Origin of the sequence: Mangrovibacterium diazotrophicum, from assembly GCF_003610535.1 — a bacterium.
Lineage (GTDB): Bacteria > Bacteroidota > Bacteroidia > Bacteroidales > Prolixibacteraceae > Mangrovibacterium > Mangrovibacterium diazotrophicum.
On record NZ_RAPN01000001.1, the window covers coordinates 201,069 to 216,256 of the forward strand.

Genomic DNA, 15,188 nt, shown 5'->3' on the forward strand with positions numbered 1-15,188 from the left:
GGTTTGAATAAAATATTTGGAGGTGACAATCCATACAAATCTGCTTTAGAGGTATAAGCTATTCATTTACCAGATTCCATTTCTGTTGCGATTTGCGATCGTAGAACTCGATGACTCCTAAGTCGGCTGCCTTTATAAAATACGAGATCCTGGGCGAGAGATTGGCAGTATCTTTCGAAATAACAAATACTTCTGAATATTGAAAACCATTGATCAAAGTATCTTGCATGTATGCAACCTTAATTGAATCAGCAAGAGAGCTTTGGCTAGGGATGTGGAACTTGAAAAAATCACTTTTGGTAATGTTGACGTTCATTCCCCAATTATCAGAGTTATCACTGTAATCCTCGCGTATTTCGTAGCCGTTATCTGCTTGTGAGGTTGAATAGTAACTTTCGGCTTCACACCAAACATCCATAATTAGGACGCCTCTAAATGAATATGGCTCGGTCATGTAATAATCGACCACACTTAATTCGATTGTATCGCTTTTGTTTGTGTATTTTAGTGTTTCACCGATCGAGTAAGGAACCCATTTCATTTCGGATTCGTCAAAACCAGGACATTTGTACTTGCAAGCAAAACTGGTCAATATTAGCAAACTAATTAGAAAATATTTTAGTTGTTTCATGCGCTGGCAGTTTTGTTTGAGGATGCATTTAGATCATCTTTAGTCGCCCTTTGTCTTTCTCAAAAACGTTTCAAATTACGAAACATAAATGAAGAATAGTTCAGTTCGAAGCAATTTGGAATCAATCTGCAAAAGAGTGGTTTCAGGGTTTCACAACCTTTTTCAATGCTGCGGGAACGCTGAACAGGTCGTAGTCGTTGGTGTAAATCAGGTATTTGTTTTGCCACTCGGGTCCGAACTTGTCCTTGAATTCCTTCAGGCCTTTGTAGTGTGCAAACGAGCGCATTTTTTCGTAGGCAAAACGGATGCCGCGTTCGGGGAAGTTTTTACCTTCTTCAATGCCGGCCATGGCGGCAAAACCCAGGTTAGCTGTTTTGTAGCCTTTGTCTTTCAGGTAGAAAAACAGTTCGGCCATCAGGTACTCCAGCAAGCCGTTAGGGCTGTCTTTGGCATTGCGAATCAGGTCGTAGGTGGTGTCGCCCGGCTGGTAGTCGGGGATGATGTTGGCAAAAGCGAGAATTTTTTCTTCTGCATCTTCGACGGTAATCACAGTTTGCTTTTTTAGCTCATCGGTATCGAACAAGCCTTGCGAAAATACCAGCTCGTCGTAATTCCGTTCCTTTTGCCATTCCACCGAGACAGCGTTCAGTTTTTGCAGCAAACCTGCTTTTAATGGTGGCTCGTAAACCTTGGCGACCAATCCCAATTCTTTCTGTTTGTTGGACGAGGTGCGAATGGACTTCTTCGCTTTGCCCTCAATGGTAAACGTTGTTAGGTCGAGTACCGCTTCCTGCCCAATCAGCAATGCTTTCTTTTTTAATTGCTCGTAGACGGGCAGGCTACTTTCAGACACACGGTAAAACAGGCTCTTCATGCCGTTGGCCGTGCAAAAGCTATCGAACTCGCGAATGACCATCGCTAGTTTCTCGGTGTCGGCACAAACGGGGTCTTCCAGTACGACGGCGTAATTCCCTGCCGGGCGGTAGGCCACAAAAGCTTCACCTTCGGCACTGAAAAAAAAGCTTTTGTCGTAATTGGTTTTGAAGTAGTCGAGCGGTGAGTGGCCGTACTTTTGCACAAGTTCCAGTGCCGCTTCCCGCTCATGTTCTTCAGCTTTGGCTTCGAAAAAGTAAGGGCGAACCAGGGTGTAAAGCAGAAAGCCAATGGTGAGGCCGCCTGCTGCATTCAGCGAATACAAAAAGTTGAGCGCGAATTTATCAGCCGGAACCAGTGCATCGCTTTGATAAAAGAAGAAGTTCTGAATGGTGTATCGAAGCGACTGTGCCAGACTAAAATCAGTATTGAAATGTTGCTTATCGAGAAAATAGAAGCCGATGACGCCGTACAACAACATTGCTCCGGCAGCAATGAATGCCGCATTGATCCCAATATTGGCCAGTTTGGGATTGCTGCGCACAAAATACTGGCGGCGTGTGAGGAGCAACGACTCCATGGTAAACAAGGCCAGCGACGCTTCTTCATAATCAATGGCTTTCGTGAGGTGGCCTATCGCCGAAATGGCTGCAAGGACAACCGTGATGTACCAGGCCGACCGGACACCCTTCAGCAAAAAGGCGGAAATGAGCAGCAGGAAAATTCCAACGACAAACACGGCATAGTTCGACAGGTTGATCGCGTACCACGGCAGAAAATCGAGCAGCAAGTGTAACCGGTAATGAATGGCTGGCGTGAGCACCGACGCAATGTTGACCAAGCCGAGAGAGAAGGTGAGTACAACCGGTACGATGCGCAACAAAATGTTGTTGCGGACAAACACGAAACTGAATCCGCCAATGAACAGCAGCAGCCAGAACTCGAAAAAACGGTAAAGGAAGGTGACCGAAACAGCTTCGAGGGTTGAAAAACCGTAGCGGGTGAGGATGAAACCCATCGACAGTTCGATGGCGCCCAGCCCGCGCAGGAACGGGGAGATGAGCAGGAACATCACCGAAACAATGTAGCCGATTATTGCTCCTTCGACCGACAGCGGATACCCCAGCGCACGCATGGCAATGAGCAGGTGCGCAATACCCACAAACTCGATAACAATGGAGATGAGCACCGTACGCATAAAATGTTTGCGGTTAAACCGAATGGCCTTTAATTCGGCATATTGGGCTTCGAAAGGTGGATGCAGTTTCACGATGAGCTGATACAACCATCCTTCGCTGGTGACCGAACGAACAGCAAGCACGATGCCACCGACAAGCAGCAGCAGTCCGACAAAGGTGTAAATCACTTTGGACGAAAGGCTGTTAATCAACAGCGAGTAAGCCAGCGCCGGAATGGCCACAATCACGACCGACAGGATACCCACAAAAGCATAAATGGAGGAGGCGACATGGATTTTCGATTTCGAAACCTGTTGCTTTTCAATACTCCGCGTGAAGAAGGCCAGTGACGAAATCCCCCCGGCCGGCAAAAATACGCTGATAAAATTTCGTTTCACAAACAACAGCATGGCACTGCGCAAAGTCACGCGTTCGCCCACCGCACGGAAACTGTATTGGTACATCACCCCCTGCAGGAAAATAAAAAAGCTCGTAATAGAGATTCCGATTAGTACCCAGATAACTGAGGCGTGTTGCAGTGTTGTTTTTACCTGCGACAGTTCCGTCTTCTCGTGCTTGATGAAATACAGGGCCAGTGCAATAAACAAAAAGGCCAGGATGCCTTGCAGAATGATGGTTCGGTTTTCCCGAATCCGGCTGACGTCGAGAATTTTTGAGCGCTTGATTTTCTTTGCTTCCCGGGTATTGCTTGAACTCATAGTTGACAATTCGTGATTCGTACCGGTTTCCGATTCCGAATTTAGTAAAAATATATGGCAACAAAACAGGGGCTGGAAGAGGGAGTATTCTTAGTCCGGATCAGCAGTATCAGCCTGAAAAAAGTGGCGCGGATATAGTCCCGCGCCACGAGTATGATCTAGTTTTAATTACTGGTTAATCTCCAATCTGCATTCCAACCTAATGTGCCGGTTGCTTTTTCGGTAGAGAGTGATGCGTCGGCCTCCGCTACATTATAGATACCTGTCTGTCCTTTTGTAACTGCTATTTCAGCAGCTTTTGCTGCGGCTTCAACATGAACTGAAGCCGGGGCAATTGGGTTTTCGAAACCTGTTTTCGGACCATAAAGGAGTCCATATCGAAGCACAATCCCTTCAACACCCGATTCCAATACTTGGCGCTCCAGGTTTCGGATACCCTCGGCTGTTTCACCATACACCGGATGCGCAGCCGGTAATAAGGGGTCTTCTTCTACATGTGGTGTTTCACCCTCGTCGTAAATAAAGGAGATACTTTGTGCGATAATTCGTTTGCAGCCTGCCTGTACGGCCGCATCAACTAAATTTTTGGTTCCCTCTGTTCTCAGGCGCGCATTGCGAACCAATGCGGCAGTCATTTCCAGCTCGTTAAGTGCGTAGGGGAGGTCGGTCAGCTGATTGATAACGACTTCCGGTTGAATTTCTGCAAGTACGCTTTGCAAACGTTCTGTATCATATACATCTACGACAACTGGTTCTACGCCCATTTTTTGAAGAAGTGCAGCCTTCTCTTCAGAGCGGGTTGTTCCGTAAACTTTCCATCCATTTTCAATCAGTAGCCGGGAAAGCGGCTGGCCAATGGCTCCTGCTGCTCCTGCTAAAAAGATTTTTTTCGACATGTTTGTATGTTTTAAATTTTGAATAATGTGAGTTGTGGCTTCCTTGGAGGAAGAATTATTTGGCCTGCCAGTAACAGCGTTTGGGAGAGATAATGGCTTCCTCCTTTTTTAATTGCTCCATGGCTTTGTCGACTTGCTTGCGCGGCAGACCAGTCAGTTCGACGATCTTTCCGGCGTTTAAGGGAGTAGCCTCTTTTTTGATGACTTCCAGCACCTGTTCTTTTGTGTCCATTCTGTTTGTTTTTGTTGTTAATTGATGGAAACAAAGGTATTTCGTGGCCGATTCAAAAAACTTAAACTGGTTTAAGAAAAGCAGGACATGTAGCGTTGGTCACCGCGATTCATTGGATTTAAATCAGAGGATTGTTTTAAATAGTGGCAGGCCGAAACCGAGCAATGGAAGCGGTGATCAATGAATTTGGAAAATCAGACCGAAATTAAGAATTCTTTTTTCGCAGTTCGCTGAGATATTCTGGTGTTAGGCCCAGGTATGAAGCCACCATGTATTGGGGCACACGTTGAATAAAATCCGGAAAGCTGGCGGCGAAATGCTGGTAGAATTCCTCCTTGGACATTTCGTAAACGTATTTGGATCTTAACTGCGACGCTGCGAGATTCCGCTGCATGACTATTCTAAAATACCGTTCCAATTGAGGCAGTGCTTCCAGCAACTCATCATACACCTGTCGATCGATTGAAACGACGCGGGAAGTCTCTATAGCCTGAATAAAATAATCAGAAGGGGTGTTGTCCATAAAACTGAAAAAGTCGGTTAGCCACCAACCTTCAAGGGCGAACTGCGTAATTTGTTCCGCTGATTTTTCATTGATGAAATACATTCGTAAACAGCCTTTTTCGACGAAGTAAAGCGATTTGCTAACATTGCCGTTCAAAAGGATCAGCTCCTTTTTCCGGGCTGTTTGGTGTTTGATAAAGGTGTTCAGAAGCAGGACTTCGTTCTCACTTAGGTTCACCAATTTGCGGATATGCTCAACGAGTGTGATTTGCATCGTAATTTTCCTTCTTTTTGAACGATTGAACAGGTTTTAGTCCGATTTACCTCTTATTCCGAATCGCCAGCTTTCTTATTCGAGCGGATAAGTAAAACCAAAAAGTAAAGGGTACCAATGCCAATGCAAACACTGCCGGCAATTTCAAGGACTCTGCTTTTATTGTGCAAAATACCAAAGCCCAGAATGACCAGCAGAACCGCAACAACATCCCAAACCCGCAACAGCGGTTTTTCTTTTTTCGTCATCCTGCAAATATAGAATTATTGCCGGCATTGCGGCGTCCTTTCTGAAGCAGGAAACAAATCCGTTGAATTCTCGAAGATCACTGAAATCAGCTTTTATTTCTGCTTTTCAAATTCCAGGCAGGCCATGATAAACGGGCCGAGCACTTTCCCTTCGGTGATGTTATTGATCATCACATCCTGGCCGCACAGGTAATAGTCGGCGTCGCCCTTGCGGGTGCTGCTCAGGCCTGCTGATTCGCAACTTTGAATGATTTTGATTTTGCCGTCCGGTTCCTCTACAACAAACTGGTCAATCAAGCCTTTGTAAGCCTTTAAGGCAACCGGTTTGTAGGTGTCGCTATCCAGAACTCCCAGGCGGATTCCCTTGAAATAAGCATAGGTGAACATCGACGAAGCGGATGATTCCAGGTAGTTGTTCACACCGCACGAACTGGCCAGGCTATTGTCGTACTGCAGCAGTTGGTACCAGCAACCCGACTGCTGATCCTGGCGGGCAGCCAGTCCGTCGGCCACGAGGTTGACATAGTTAATCAACCGAGGGCGGGCAGGATGATCTTTGGGCATGTATTCCAGCACATCAACCAGGGCGGCAAAGAACCAGCCTTCTCCACGGCCCCAGAACTCCTGCGAACGTCCGGTCTCCGGATCAGCCCAGTGCGAAGAGGCTGCATTACCCGGCTCAGCCGCCCAGGCATGGTAGTTCAGTTTCTTCTTTGCGTCCCAGGTATGGGCAAAAATGGTGTCGAACTGCATGGCAATGTCATCCCACGATTGGGCGTTTTTCGTTTCACCTTCTTCCAATCCAAAGTTTCCCTGCCATTCGGCATACAAGGCCGGTCCCATGTACAAACCGTCCAACCACATTTGGTTGGTGTATTGCTTTTTGTGCCAGAAACCTCCTGCTCCGGGAAGGGGAGACTCAATTCGTCGGTGATCATATTTTAGCTTGTTCCGGCAGATGGTGACGTTCTCTTTATAGGTTGCCGCTTTGCAGTCTTCTCCCCGGGCTTTGGCTGCCCGATACAGTTCGAAATAGATTTTCCCGGCGTTCAGATCGTCAATGTTACTTTCTCCCAAACGCATTTCAATGTGGTCGGCATAGTCTTCCACGGCGTTGTAAAACGGAGCGCTCCACGCTTCTTCCTGGTAATACTCCCAGGTCATTAATATTGCTTTGGCAACCAGGCCGGGAACATAGTCCCATTCAATATTTCGTTCTGTTGTGGCTGTTTTAAAGTGGGTAGTCGCCGACTTGTTTCTGAAATCACCCATTCGCGAGTTAATAATCCAGCGCGAATAAATGGTGTCAGGCTCAAAATCAGCAGCCTGGCTTTGGCTCAAAGTTAATAAACCGATCAGGCTTAAGGCGAGAAGTTTTAGTTTGTCTGTTTTCATGGGTTTAGCAGTATTTCGTTCGATTGCTGCAAATTAGCACAAATATCGCAGATAAACCTAGTTGATTGCAGGGAATCACCAGCAGGGACGAAAGTAAACGAATAAGAATGACTTTTCATAATTGAGGAGAAGTTGTGATCCGATTGGCCTATTTTTCTCGAGACCGGAATCAAACGGAAAGCTTAGTGAAACCGGGAAGCTCCGACTTCAGGAGGAGATCACCCGGCTGAACTTGGCTTTCCGGAAGATGGAGGTTGAAGATAAAAATCAGCCTTGCGTTTTCTGTTTCGTCTTTGGGGCAAGCCAAAGATGAAAACCTGTCCGGTAGGACAAAATATTCGTTTTGAACAAAAGTAGGAGTGAATACAGCAAGGTTGTGCCAGTCACGAATTTTAATTCCGAGAACAGCTTCGTTCTAGCGAAACTGATCTACCCAATGGACGAAAGCTTTCTTCCAGTTCGAGACTTCCAGACTTTCGTCGTAGGCCAGGCCAAAGCCGTGGTGACCATCGGGATAGACCCACAATTCGGAATGAGGCACTTTCTGCTCAACCGTTTCCAGGTAGGAGATCACTTTATCAAAGGGTAGTTTCTCATCGTTTTCAGCAATAGCCATAAAAACGGGAGGAATCTTTTCCGGATTGTCTGCACTTTTGATCAGCCGGGCGTTGTTACCATGATAAATCAGCGCCACAAAGGCCGGGTTCCATTCGTAGGCGCCTTCGTAATATTTGTAAATCATGCGTTCGGCCAGCCAGCCACCGGCCGAAAAGCCCATCATTCCAACTTTGTCGGCATCGAAGTTCAAACTGTCGGCCAGCGCTTTCAATGTTAGCATACTGGTGCAGGCATCCTGGTAAACAGCTCCTTTGTAATCGTCGAAGTCGATGATCCAGTCATTATCTTCATCCCGCCAGTTGGTTCGGTATTTCACCACCATGCAGGTAATGCCCTGCTGGCTAAGCCACAAAGCAATATCGGTTCCTTCTTTATCGAGCCACACATTGCGCAGGCCGCCACCGGGAAAAATAACCACAGCCAGGTGTCGGTTCAGTTCGGGTTTGGCCGGAAAGATTAGATAACTGGGCGTTGTAACGAATCGGTAAACACGGTTTAAACCCGACAATGACTGCGCAGGAACACCCGAGTCGACGAACATCTCCGCCTCCGGGTATGTGACCGGATTATCGGTAATGCCGTTGGGATACAAGAGTTGTTCGGTGGGAAGTTGGGCCAGCAGTTGCATCGTGAACAGCAGGCCGAAGAGTGGTAGTAGTCTTTTCATGAAGCTGTAATTTAGTTAGTTGAGTCAGCTGCCTAAATTACAAATTGTTTCAATTCGGGCGATTCCAATTCAGCCTGATTGTCAGCGAATAAAGCTAATCTGGAATTGTTCTGCATAAGCGGGTTTCGTCTGTTCTTGAAAAGAGGATGTCCCAAAATTCGAAGGAATATTTTTATAACAAATTGAAAACCGCACTGAAGTTTACCCCTCCCGACCTCCCCTAAAGGGGAGGCTTAAAGTCCCCTTCAGGGGATTTAGGGGTCACAGCCAGGAATGGACTTATAACTTGCTTTTTTAGAAAAAATTCCGATCGGCCTTTGGAACATCCTCCATATGGGTGATCAATCTTTCACACCCCCAATTCAATGTTTATTCAATTTTTCCAACTTTCACGTAAAGCTGAGTTTTCAGCACGCCGCTTACCGATTCTGGGATGCTGTCGGCCACATTGTTGAAAGCGTCGCTGTCGTGAATTATTTTGTAGATCTCCGGATTTTTCCAATTTCCGCGAATGAAATAGTTGTACGTATCACTCTTGTCTTCTTTTATTTGCAGCAGCTTGTAGCCGCAATCCCAGTAACCAAGTGAAGAAATCGCTTCGTTTAGTTTTCCGATTGTTCCGCTTAGTTCATCCAGCGCAGCATCGTCAGGTACTTTTAACAGGTGAACACTGGCGTAGTCGGTATCTTCGGGATTTGGTAAATGAGAGCTGTGGAAGTAGCTCAACAACCATTTGTTATTTACCTTTTTCAGAATGTAATCTTCATAGGTCAGAAAGTGAATGACCGCCGGCCCGTTGGTGAAGCTGGCATCAAACTCCACGATTGAACTTGCCATGTTGCCGGATACATCTGTGCTGACAAAGTTGAGCTTCATTACAACGGTTGAACCTTCAATACCCTTAAATAACCCCATGAAATCGTCCAGGCTTTCAAACTTCATCCCGTCTTCGAAAGCAGAAAAGTCGGGCGTGCAGAATGTCTTCATCGTTTCATAATCGAATTTTTGCGCTGCGGAATAAAAGTCGTTGATGGCAGCTTCTACATTGGCCTTTTCTGCCTCCGGATTGGGCTGCTGACAGGCAACGAGCAAAGTTGCCATGACCACGAATAGGAAAAACTGTTTCATGATGAATCAAAGTTTTGGTTAATACCGTGGTTACGATATCTGCGCTTGTAGGGTTCGCATGGAGCTGATGCGACCACTGGCGCTCTTCGCAGCTTTGGTTTTTCCTCTAAGCTCAACTCTGGCAGTTAGGACTTATTTTCTTCGTGATTGGAGAGATCGAGGGTGGTTTTTGGTAGGCTATTTATGCAGATCCTGACGAATGAACGTAAAATTCGGGGGCGCAAAAATAGAGACCAAACATCTATTTAAAGCGGATAAAGACATCGATGTTGTTTTTGTCAATCATGGTTAGTGTATCATTGCGAACGAGATACTTAGCCTTGTAGATCGAACCATCGTAGTCAATAAAAATCGAGTCACCTTTGGTTGTGTATTTCACGTAGGCAAAGTCATCGGGGTAGTAGATGGAATCTTTCAGGATTTCAAAATTTGCATTTTCATTGGGCGAGCTTCCCCAAATGCCCAGCAGTCTGTCTTGATCCTGTCCTTCTGATCTTGTTTGGTATGCAATAAGTAGAATCACAAGGAACAGTGAGAGCGGGATTAGTTTTCGAAATGAGTACATGGTTTTAGTTTTTATTCGTTCGTGCAGATTTCAAATCTATTTCTAAAAATGGAAATGTTATAACATGACTGAAGAACTCCCTGCAAGTGCTACTTTCTGACGATATAATAAGCAGCGTCTAAGGTTGGTCTTCTCCAAATCTCCACTCCGTTGTACCATAGGCACGTTTTTCTTATTCCGTTTGGCAATTTGTCGAAAGTTGCAACAATGGTGTCAGTATCATTTTCATCCCACTCAATAAAAGTAATGCTGGTCGTTTTATAGTGGTTCAGCACAACGCCGAGCTGATATTCGTTCTCGTGTTTTACAACTCTCGAACTGCGGGGATTGGCGTGATTTGAGCTGATAGCTTCTGTGATTTCTCCATTGGCGACATACCATATTTTTATTTGAGACGCGTCGAAATGACCTGTTACTTCAGGGTCTAACAGGTCTTCGTTTTGCGCGTTAAATACTGAAAATTGAAAGCCGTAATCATAGAGGGAATTGTTAATTGTATTTTCTTCTTCTTTCTCACAGGCCGTAAGGCTAATGATAGCGAATAAAAAGAGGCTAATCATTTTTTTCATAGGGTTTGGTTGAATTTAGTGATCAGTGAATTAGTTGCAATACGGACTATTCTGCTTGCCTGACAGTTTTATCCGAATTAATCATTTCCGAGCTGATTAAATAGCTGTTTATTCGTTTGCATTCATTCATGCATAGAAATATGATCTCTCTTGTTAAAGTTTGTTTGTCGCCGACGCCAATTCTCCAGCGATCTACGATTTCATTTTGTAGCCACTTAATTTCGTAAACCGCTTTGATCTGTAAGTTGCGCATGGTGCCCCTGGGAAACAACCCGTCAATTAAGATGCATAAACTGGATATACTCCCCAGAATCGCGGCTAAAATATTAAACTCCAACAAAGCTAAAATTCCGGTGGTTGCAGAAAAAACTATTGCCGGAATCTTTAAAATCCAGAACCAAAGCAGGTTTCGTTTGGCTTGCTTTGAATTGGAATTCGCCCAGTTTTCCAATTCCTGGATTTTGTTTTGAATCTCTATTGGTAATTCTTCCAGCTCCTTTTTTTGATTGTCAGTGCCGTATCTGCCATCACTTCCTCCTATGTCGTAAAAAGCATAGTCAATAGCATCATAGTCGAAGTCGTCTGTTTTTTGCTGCATATATTGATGTTTGGTTTGTTAATTCAATTCGTTCAAAATTTGATTGGGTTTCTTAGTGAAGCTGATATCTGTTTTAATTCGAGTCAAAAAACGTCGGGATTGCAAATTATTGCTGGATCGGATTTGTAATCCTAACGAGCTCGGGAATGCTAATAATACAAGCTATTTAAAAATAGTTCGATATTGGCTCTTGTTCTTTTTTTCGGGTTGATAATTGTTTCAGATTGCCTGTTTTCGATGTTTGCAAGAATCCATAACTCACCGTTTAGAAATTTCAATCCAAACCGGCTTTCATCGTACCAGCCAAATTCTTTTATTTTCTTGTCACGGGAAATAATTTGTTCGTTAATGGTCAATAAATCAATGCTCAAAACTTCTTCCGGAGTTGTGGTTTCAACTTTGGCGGTTAAAGTCGCGGCACTTCCAAACAAGGATAACTCAATGCATCCTCGGGCTTGATGACTGCGATGACTCATGAAATCAGTTTGATATGAAAACTGAAGATTCCCGCTGATCGATTTTTGATAGGCGTCCTGTATGATGTCTTTGTCCCAATCGTTTTCGCTCGCTAGTTTCATAAAACTATCGAAAACGATTTCCAAAAGAACTGCCCGCTTGCTATTTTCATCCAGCCGTTCAAAGTCTTCGCTGTTCAGATAGACCCGGTTTTCTGATATACTACCAAAGCGCAGGATACCTGTTGCTGATTCAGAATCTAAAAATACAATGTTAAGTCTCCGCCTTGAGCCTTTTAAACGATTGTCAAGGTTTTTCAGGAACAACCAGAAAATTTCCTTATAAAATGGAAGGGTATAGTTTTCCCACAGGTGCTCGGGACTGTAATAGATCTCCAGGTAAGGATTTACAAAGTTCATTTTGTGGAAGGTCTAGTTTGTTATCAGTTTATTGATTTCGGCTAAGAACTCCCGAATTTCTCCAATATCGCCATCTTTCACTTTCCGGGACAATACGCGATGGTCGGTCAGCTCAATCTCCAATTCGTAGATATCCCGGTAGTCTTCCATTTCAGTACTAGGGACGACAAAACCATTGACCTCCCGTTGAGCGAAAAGTTTGTTGAACCAAAAGCCTACTTTGGTCTCTACCGGTGCGTAAGCTTTGTCAAACGAAATGCTTTTGATGGTGCTGAACTCCAACACATGTTCTTCCGAGTCGTCGTCGAAGAAAATAATGTGCTCATCTCTGATTTCAAGCCCCAGGTATTTCAAGATATCGTAATCGTCCAGCATCGCTTCTTGTGTTCGAATATGTATAGAAAATTCTATTTTCCAATAACGCTTTTAATCGGTGCAGATTGTAAATGCACACGAGTATTTTATATAATCTTTCAATAGTATTTTTCAATCCCTCCAAATCCTTTAATCGGTTTATTTTCCCGGGTTTTGGCGATAAAGTTGTTTAGCCGCTTTTCAAATTCTTCCGGTCTTTTCCGGGCACTGTCAATGTAGGCAATCCGAATTCGTTTATAGGGTTCCGAAAAGTTTTGATAGTTTTCCCAAACGGCTTTCTTCGATTTTAACTGCGCGATGATGTCTTCGGGAAAAACGAATTCTTGTTGAACTCGTTTTGAAACATCATCCCGAATGGAGTCGTGAATCAGCTTGTTTTCAAACAGCCATTTTAAGCGCTCCAGGTTCGGTTGCGAGAACGATGAGTTCTTGCGTCGTTTGCAAAAACGTTGAATAGCGGTCTCTTCGTCGAGCGACTTTATCGTCGTGTCAATCCAGCCAAAGCACAAGGCTTCTTCAACGGCATCGTTGTACAAGATCCGTTTTCTGCCCGTCTTCTTTAAAGGGTATTCCAACCAGATATCATCAGCGGTCTCAAAATTGGCTTCGAGCCATTTTCTCCAGTCTGCCCGGTCGGTAAAATAGATCGTTGTTATTTCATGCATGGCTTTATCCTCCGCTACCGCGCGATTGCATCGCGTTGTTTTTCAATAGGCTATTATTAGGTCTTTTACGATTCCCTGTCCTCCCGCATAATCAACGGCGCTGCTATATTTGCTTTTTATTGCCAGTTTTTTATTCTCATTTTTAATATGATTTGAAAATATCGATTAGTGTCTTTCGATTCATCGGGATTTTGTATTTCAGAATTTGTCCAAATGAAGTCTTTTGATACTTCAGTCAAACCATGACTATATCTTAAGCTAGTCGTAACAAATTCATTAATTTTGAGGCTAATTCCAATCATACCAGATAATTCGAATCGATTAAGATATTTCACAATATCCTGTGTGTTGGAATCATACTTGTTTTTGGCACTTATCAGATAGTCGATTTCCGGTCCAATGGATATAAAGAACCTATCTGATAAATAAAAGTCGGATAAAATAGGTATTTGAAGATAGTATAATCTCAATTTGTTTTTTTGGTCATTTGAATTGTAAGATTGGTTCCAACCTTTTCGAATTATACCAGGCTCTACTGATAATCCCCAAAAACCGTTATCCTTAAAACTTAGATAACCATTTATATTGTAGGTGCCAATCGATGAAATCTCGTATGTAAGATTGTTCTCTGCAGAATTTGAGAGGTGTAAACTTGCACGGTCAAAACCTGCTGCAATTCCTAAATCAAAATTCTGAGCATTTAAATTCATGCACGAGAAGAATAGTATTCCTATGAAGGTTAGTTTTAATTTCAGTTTTTTATTCATGCTATTCTAGTTTAGTTTTTAATCTTAGGTTACATTTTGCTGGATCGGGTTTGTAATCCGATCCGTTCTGATTCAGGATTGCAAATCCTGACGAGCAGGGGCTACCGCGCGATTGTATCGCGTGGTTTTTCAATAGGCTATTATTAGGTCTTTTACTATTCCTTGTCCTCCTGCATAATCAACGGCGCTGCTATATAGATAGTCTTCTGCCCGAGATACCAATCCCGCTTCAATCGGATTTTGGTGGATGTAATCTATTTTCTCATCCAAAACTTTATTGCTCCATAGTTCAATTGGATGATTATCATGTCTCCAAAACTGATATTCATTTACATTTGATGCATTATTTCCCGCCTTCCTAAATTGAGCGAGTAAAAACTCTTTCCGGCTCTCCTGTGGATTTTCGATTATGGCCCTTACGATTGCTTTGCTGGTAAACCGTTTGAAATCGCCAATTAATAATTCAGGCTTTTGCGTCCCACCACTTTTGAAAATTAAATGCACATGACTCGACATGATGCACCAGGCATAAACCTGCATCCGCTTTTCTTTTTGACAATATTGCAGGCTATCGACGATGATGTTTTTGTACTCGTTGCGAATAAAAACATCCAACCACTCTACAACAGCGAAGCTTATAAAGTAAACTCCTTCAGGATTATGAAATTTGTAGTTGCGGCTCATATCTGCATCTTATATCTAAGGTCTGTTAAATTTAACTACCTGCTACCTATTTAACCACGCGATGCAATCGCGCGGTAGCGGGGGAGTGCGAGACTATTTCTCATAGCGGTAATGCCCGATTATCCGGTAACGAAACAAGCAATCTTCCAAAACCTGCCCCTGGCCAATGTTGTGGATGATGAGGTGCCTCGTTTTGTCGGCCGATTGTTTACGGCTCACAATGCCGATATGCGTGATGCTTCCTCCAAGGTTCCAGCAAACCAGGTCGCCGGGTTCATAATCGCTTGGGTTGTTGGTTATTTCTTTTTGTTCTCCAAATTTCGCGAAAAAGCACATCAGGTTTGGAACCCGCCGGTGATCAATATTTTTATCCGGGCGGCTTAATCCCCAGAGCTTCGGATAGCTGTCAAAATGTTGAAGCATATCCTCGTGAACCTCTTTTTGTAAGTCGATGCCAAGTTTGCGGTACGCCCGGATCACTACATCGGTACAAACGCCTTTATCATTTGGAACGTCGCCATTGGGGTAAGCGATGGTGAAATACGCCGGATCATAATGAACCGCTTGTTGGGTGAGCGTTAAAGCCGAATCTGCCAATTGGCTATAAAAGCTGTCTTGCCCATTGGCTGAGTTCAACGCCAGGCAGATGAGAAAGAGTTTTAGGAATAGGCGAGGCGTCATAGCTACGGGTTGATTTGGTTATTTCTTAATTCACAACTGCAGGGCG

18 protein-coding genes are annotated in these 15,188 nt (G+C 44.1%); all 18 read right to left on the bottom strand.

Annotated elements, in window-relative coordinates; genetic code table 11:
• Positions 1–58: 58 nt before the first annotated feature.
• The 18 genes from BC643_RS00875 to BC643_RS00960 all read right to left on the bottom strand — a co-directional run bounded on the left by BC643_RS00875 (position 59) and on the right by BC643_RS00960 (position 15,142).
• The gene (locus tag BC643_RS00875; RefSeq protein ID WP_147377097.1) at positions 59–631 is read right to left on the bottom strand and encodes a hypothetical protein; all 573 of its coding nucleotides are present in this window, start codon (positions 629–631) and stop codon (positions 59–61) included.
• A 142-nt stretch (positions 632–773) separates the two neighbouring features.
• Positions 774–3,401 carry a phosphatidylglycerol lysyltransferase domain-containing protein gene (locus tag BC643_RS00880; protein ID WP_120271291.1) on the bottom strand — a complete coding sequence of 876 codons (2,628 nt, stop codon included), beginning with the start codon at positions 3,399–3,401 and terminating at the stop codon, positions 774–776.
• A 164-nt stretch (positions 3,402–3,565) separates the two neighbouring features.
• On the bottom strand, positions 3,566–4,297 hold the full coding sequence (locus BC643_RS00885) for an NAD-dependent epimerase/dehydratase family protein (RefSeq protein WP_120271292.1): 732 nt from the start codon (positions 4,295–4,297) through the stop codon (positions 3,566–3,568).
• Between the two features lie 55 nt (positions 4,298–4,352).
• Complete coding sequence (locus BC643_RS00890; protein ID WP_120271293.1) at positions 4,353–4,529, bottom strand: MarR family transcriptional regulator; 177 nt, start codon at positions 4,527–4,529, stop codon at positions 4,353–4,355.
• A gap of 205 nt (positions 4,530–4,734) precedes the next feature.
• The gene (locus tag BC643_RS00895; RefSeq protein WP_120271294.1) at positions 4,735–5,307 is read right to left on the bottom strand and encodes a Crp/Fnr family transcriptional regulator; all 573 of its coding nucleotides are present in this window, start codon (positions 5,305–5,307) and stop codon (positions 4,735–4,737) included.
• A 53-nt stretch (positions 5,308–5,360) separates the two neighbouring features.
• Positions 5,361–5,555 carry a hypothetical protein gene (locus tag BC643_RS00900; RefSeq protein WP_120271295.1) on the bottom strand — a complete coding sequence of 65 codons (195 nt, stop codon included), beginning with the start codon at positions 5,553–5,555 and terminating at the stop codon, positions 5,361–5,363.
• A gap of 93 nt (positions 5,556–5,648) precedes the next feature.
• Positions 5,649–6,950 carry a glycoside hydrolase family 88/105 protein gene (locus tag BC643_RS00905; RefSeq protein ID WP_120271296.1) on the bottom strand — a complete coding sequence of 434 codons (1,302 nt, stop codon included), beginning with the start codon at positions 6,948–6,950 and terminating at the stop codon, positions 5,649–5,651.
• Positions 6,951–7,365: 415 nt separating this feature from the next.
• A complete protein-coding gene (locus BC643_RS00910; RefSeq protein ID WP_120271297.1) occupies positions 7,366–8,235 on the bottom strand; it encodes an alpha/beta hydrolase in 870 nt (289 codons plus the stop codon).
• Positions 8,236–8,604: 369 nt separating this feature from the next.
• Positions 8,605–9,363: a YybH family protein gene (locus BC643_RS00915; protein ID WP_120271298.1), complete on the bottom strand. Its 759-nt coding sequence runs from the start codon at positions 9,361–9,363 to the stop codon at positions 8,605–8,607.
• A gap of 241 nt (positions 9,364–9,604) precedes the next feature.
• On the bottom strand, positions 9,605–9,928 hold the full coding sequence (locus BC643_RS00920) for a hypothetical protein (RefSeq protein WP_120271299.1): 324 nt from the start codon (positions 9,926–9,928) through the stop codon (positions 9,605–9,607).
• Between the two features lie 89 nt (positions 9,929–10,017).
• Positions 10,018–10,497 carry a hypothetical protein gene (locus BC643_RS00925; protein ID WP_120271300.1) on the bottom strand — a complete coding sequence of 160 codons (480 nt, stop codon included), beginning with the start codon at positions 10,495–10,497 and terminating at the stop codon, positions 10,018–10,020.
• A 46-nt stretch (positions 10,498–10,543) separates the two neighbouring features.
• A complete protein-coding gene (locus tag BC643_RS00930) occupies positions 10,544–11,095 on the bottom strand; it encodes a DUF4231 domain-containing protein (RefSeq protein WP_120271301.1) in 552 nt (183 codons plus the stop codon).
• Between the two features lie 149 nt (positions 11,096–11,244).
• Positions 11,245–11,970 (bottom strand): hypothetical protein, encoded by a 726-nt coding sequence (locus tag BC643_RS00935; protein ID WP_120271302.1) that lies wholly within the window; start codon positions 11,968–11,970, stop codon positions 11,245–11,247.
• A 12-nt stretch (positions 11,971–11,982) separates the two neighbouring features.
• Positions 11,983–12,345: a hypothetical protein gene (locus BC643_RS00940; protein ID WP_120271303.1), complete on the bottom strand. Its 363-nt coding sequence runs from the start codon at positions 12,343–12,345 to the stop codon at positions 11,983–11,985.
• Positions 12,346–12,443: 98 nt separating this feature from the next.
• Positions 12,444–13,010, bottom strand: a complete 567-nt coding sequence (locus BC643_RS00945; protein WP_120271304.1) for a YdeI/OmpD-associated family protein — start codon at positions 13,008–13,010, stop codon at positions 12,444–12,446.
• Between the two features lie 116 nt (positions 13,011–13,126).
• Entirely contained in the window at positions 13,127–13,777 is a 651-nt protein-coding gene (locus BC643_RS00950; protein ID WP_120271305.1) for a porin family protein, read from the bottom strand.
• Positions 13,778–13,906: 129 nt separating this feature from the next.
• Positions 13,907–14,461, bottom strand: a complete 555-nt coding sequence (locus BC643_RS00955) for an REP-associated tyrosine transposase (RefSeq protein ID WP_120271306.1) — start codon at positions 14,459–14,461, stop codon at positions 13,907–13,909.
• 93 nt (positions 14,462–14,554) lie between these two features.
• The gene (locus BC643_RS00960; protein WP_120271307.1) at positions 14,555–15,142 is read right to left on the bottom strand and encodes a DUF1287 domain-containing protein; all 588 of its coding nucleotides are present in this window, start codon (positions 15,140–15,142) and stop codon (positions 14,555–14,557) included.
• Positions 15,143–15,188 lie beyond the last annotated feature (46 nt).

What these genes read in the sequence shown, in the direction of transcription:
- BC643_RS00950 (WP_120271305.1), bottom strand. Translation starts at nt 13,777, where the DNA reads ATGAATAAAAAACTGAAATTAAAACTAACCTTCATAGGAATACTATTC.
- BC643_RS00900 (WP_120271295.1), bottom strand. Translation starts at nt 5,555, where the DNA reads ATGACGAAAAAAGAAAAACCGCTGTTGCGGGTTTGGGATGTTGTTGCG.
- BC643_RS00885 (WP_120271292.1), bottom strand. Translation starts at nt 4,297, where the DNA reads ATGTCGAAAAAAATCTTTTTAGCAGGAGCAGCAGGAGCCATTGGCCAG.
- BC643_RS00880 (WP_120271291.1), bottom strand. Translation starts at nt 3,401, where the DNA reads ATGAGTTCAAGCAATACCCGGGAAGCAAAGAAAATCAAGCGCTCAAAA.
- BC643_RS00930 (WP_120271301.1), bottom strand. Translation starts at nt 11,095, where the DNA reads ATGCAGCAAAAAACAGACGACTTCGACTATGATGCTATTGACTATGCT.
- BC643_RS00945 (WP_120271304.1), bottom strand. Translation starts at nt 13,010, where the DNA reads ATGCATGAAATAACAACGATCTATTTTACCGACCGGGCAGACTGGAGA.
- BC643_RS00955 (WP_120271306.1), bottom strand. Translation starts at nt 14,461, where the DNA reads ATGAGCCGCAACTACAAATTTCATAATCCTGAAGGAGTTTACTTTATA.
- BC643_RS00940 (WP_120271303.1), bottom strand. Translation starts at nt 12,345, where the DNA reads ATGCTGGACGATTACGATATCTTGAAATACCTGGGGCTTGAAATCAGA.
- BC643_RS00925 (WP_120271300.1), bottom strand. Translation starts at nt 10,497, where the DNA reads ATGAAAAAAATGATTAGCCTCTTTTTATTCGCTATCATTAGCCTTACG.
- BC643_RS00890 (WP_120271293.1), bottom strand. Translation starts at nt 4,529, where the DNA reads ATGGACACAAAAGAACAGGTGCTGGAAGTCATCAAAAAAGAGGCTACT.
- BC643_RS00960 (WP_120271307.1), bottom strand. Translation starts at nt 15,142, where the DNA reads ATGACGCCTCGCCTATTCCTAAAACTCTTTCTCATCTGCCTGGCGTTG.
- BC643_RS00875 (WP_147377097.1), bottom strand. Translation starts at nt 631, where the DNA reads ATGAAACAACTAAAATATTTTCTAATTAGTTTGCTAATATTGACCAGT.
- BC643_RS00920 (WP_120271299.1), bottom strand. Translation starts at nt 9,928, where the DNA reads ATGTACTCATTTCGAAAACTAATCCCGCTCTCACTGTTCCTTGTGATT.
- BC643_RS00915 (WP_120271298.1), bottom strand. Translation starts at nt 9,363, where the DNA reads ATGAAACAGTTTTTCCTATTCGTGGTCATGGCAACTTTGCTCGTTGCC.
- BC643_RS00905 (WP_120271296.1), bottom strand. Translation starts at nt 6,950, where the DNA reads ATGAAAACAGACAAACTAAAACTTCTCGCCTTAAGCCTGATCGGTTTA.
- BC643_RS00910 (WP_120271297.1), bottom strand. Translation starts at nt 8,235, where the DNA reads ATGAAAAGACTACTACCACTCTTCGGCCTGCTGTTCACGATGCAACTG.
- BC643_RS00895 (WP_120271294.1), bottom strand. Translation starts at nt 5,307, where the DNA reads ATGCAAATCACACTCGTTGAGCATATCCGCAAATTGGTGAACCTAAGT.
- BC643_RS00935 (WP_120271302.1), bottom strand. Translation starts at nt 11,970, where the DNA reads ATGAACTTTGTAAATCCTTACCTGGAGATCTATTACAGTCCCGAGCAC.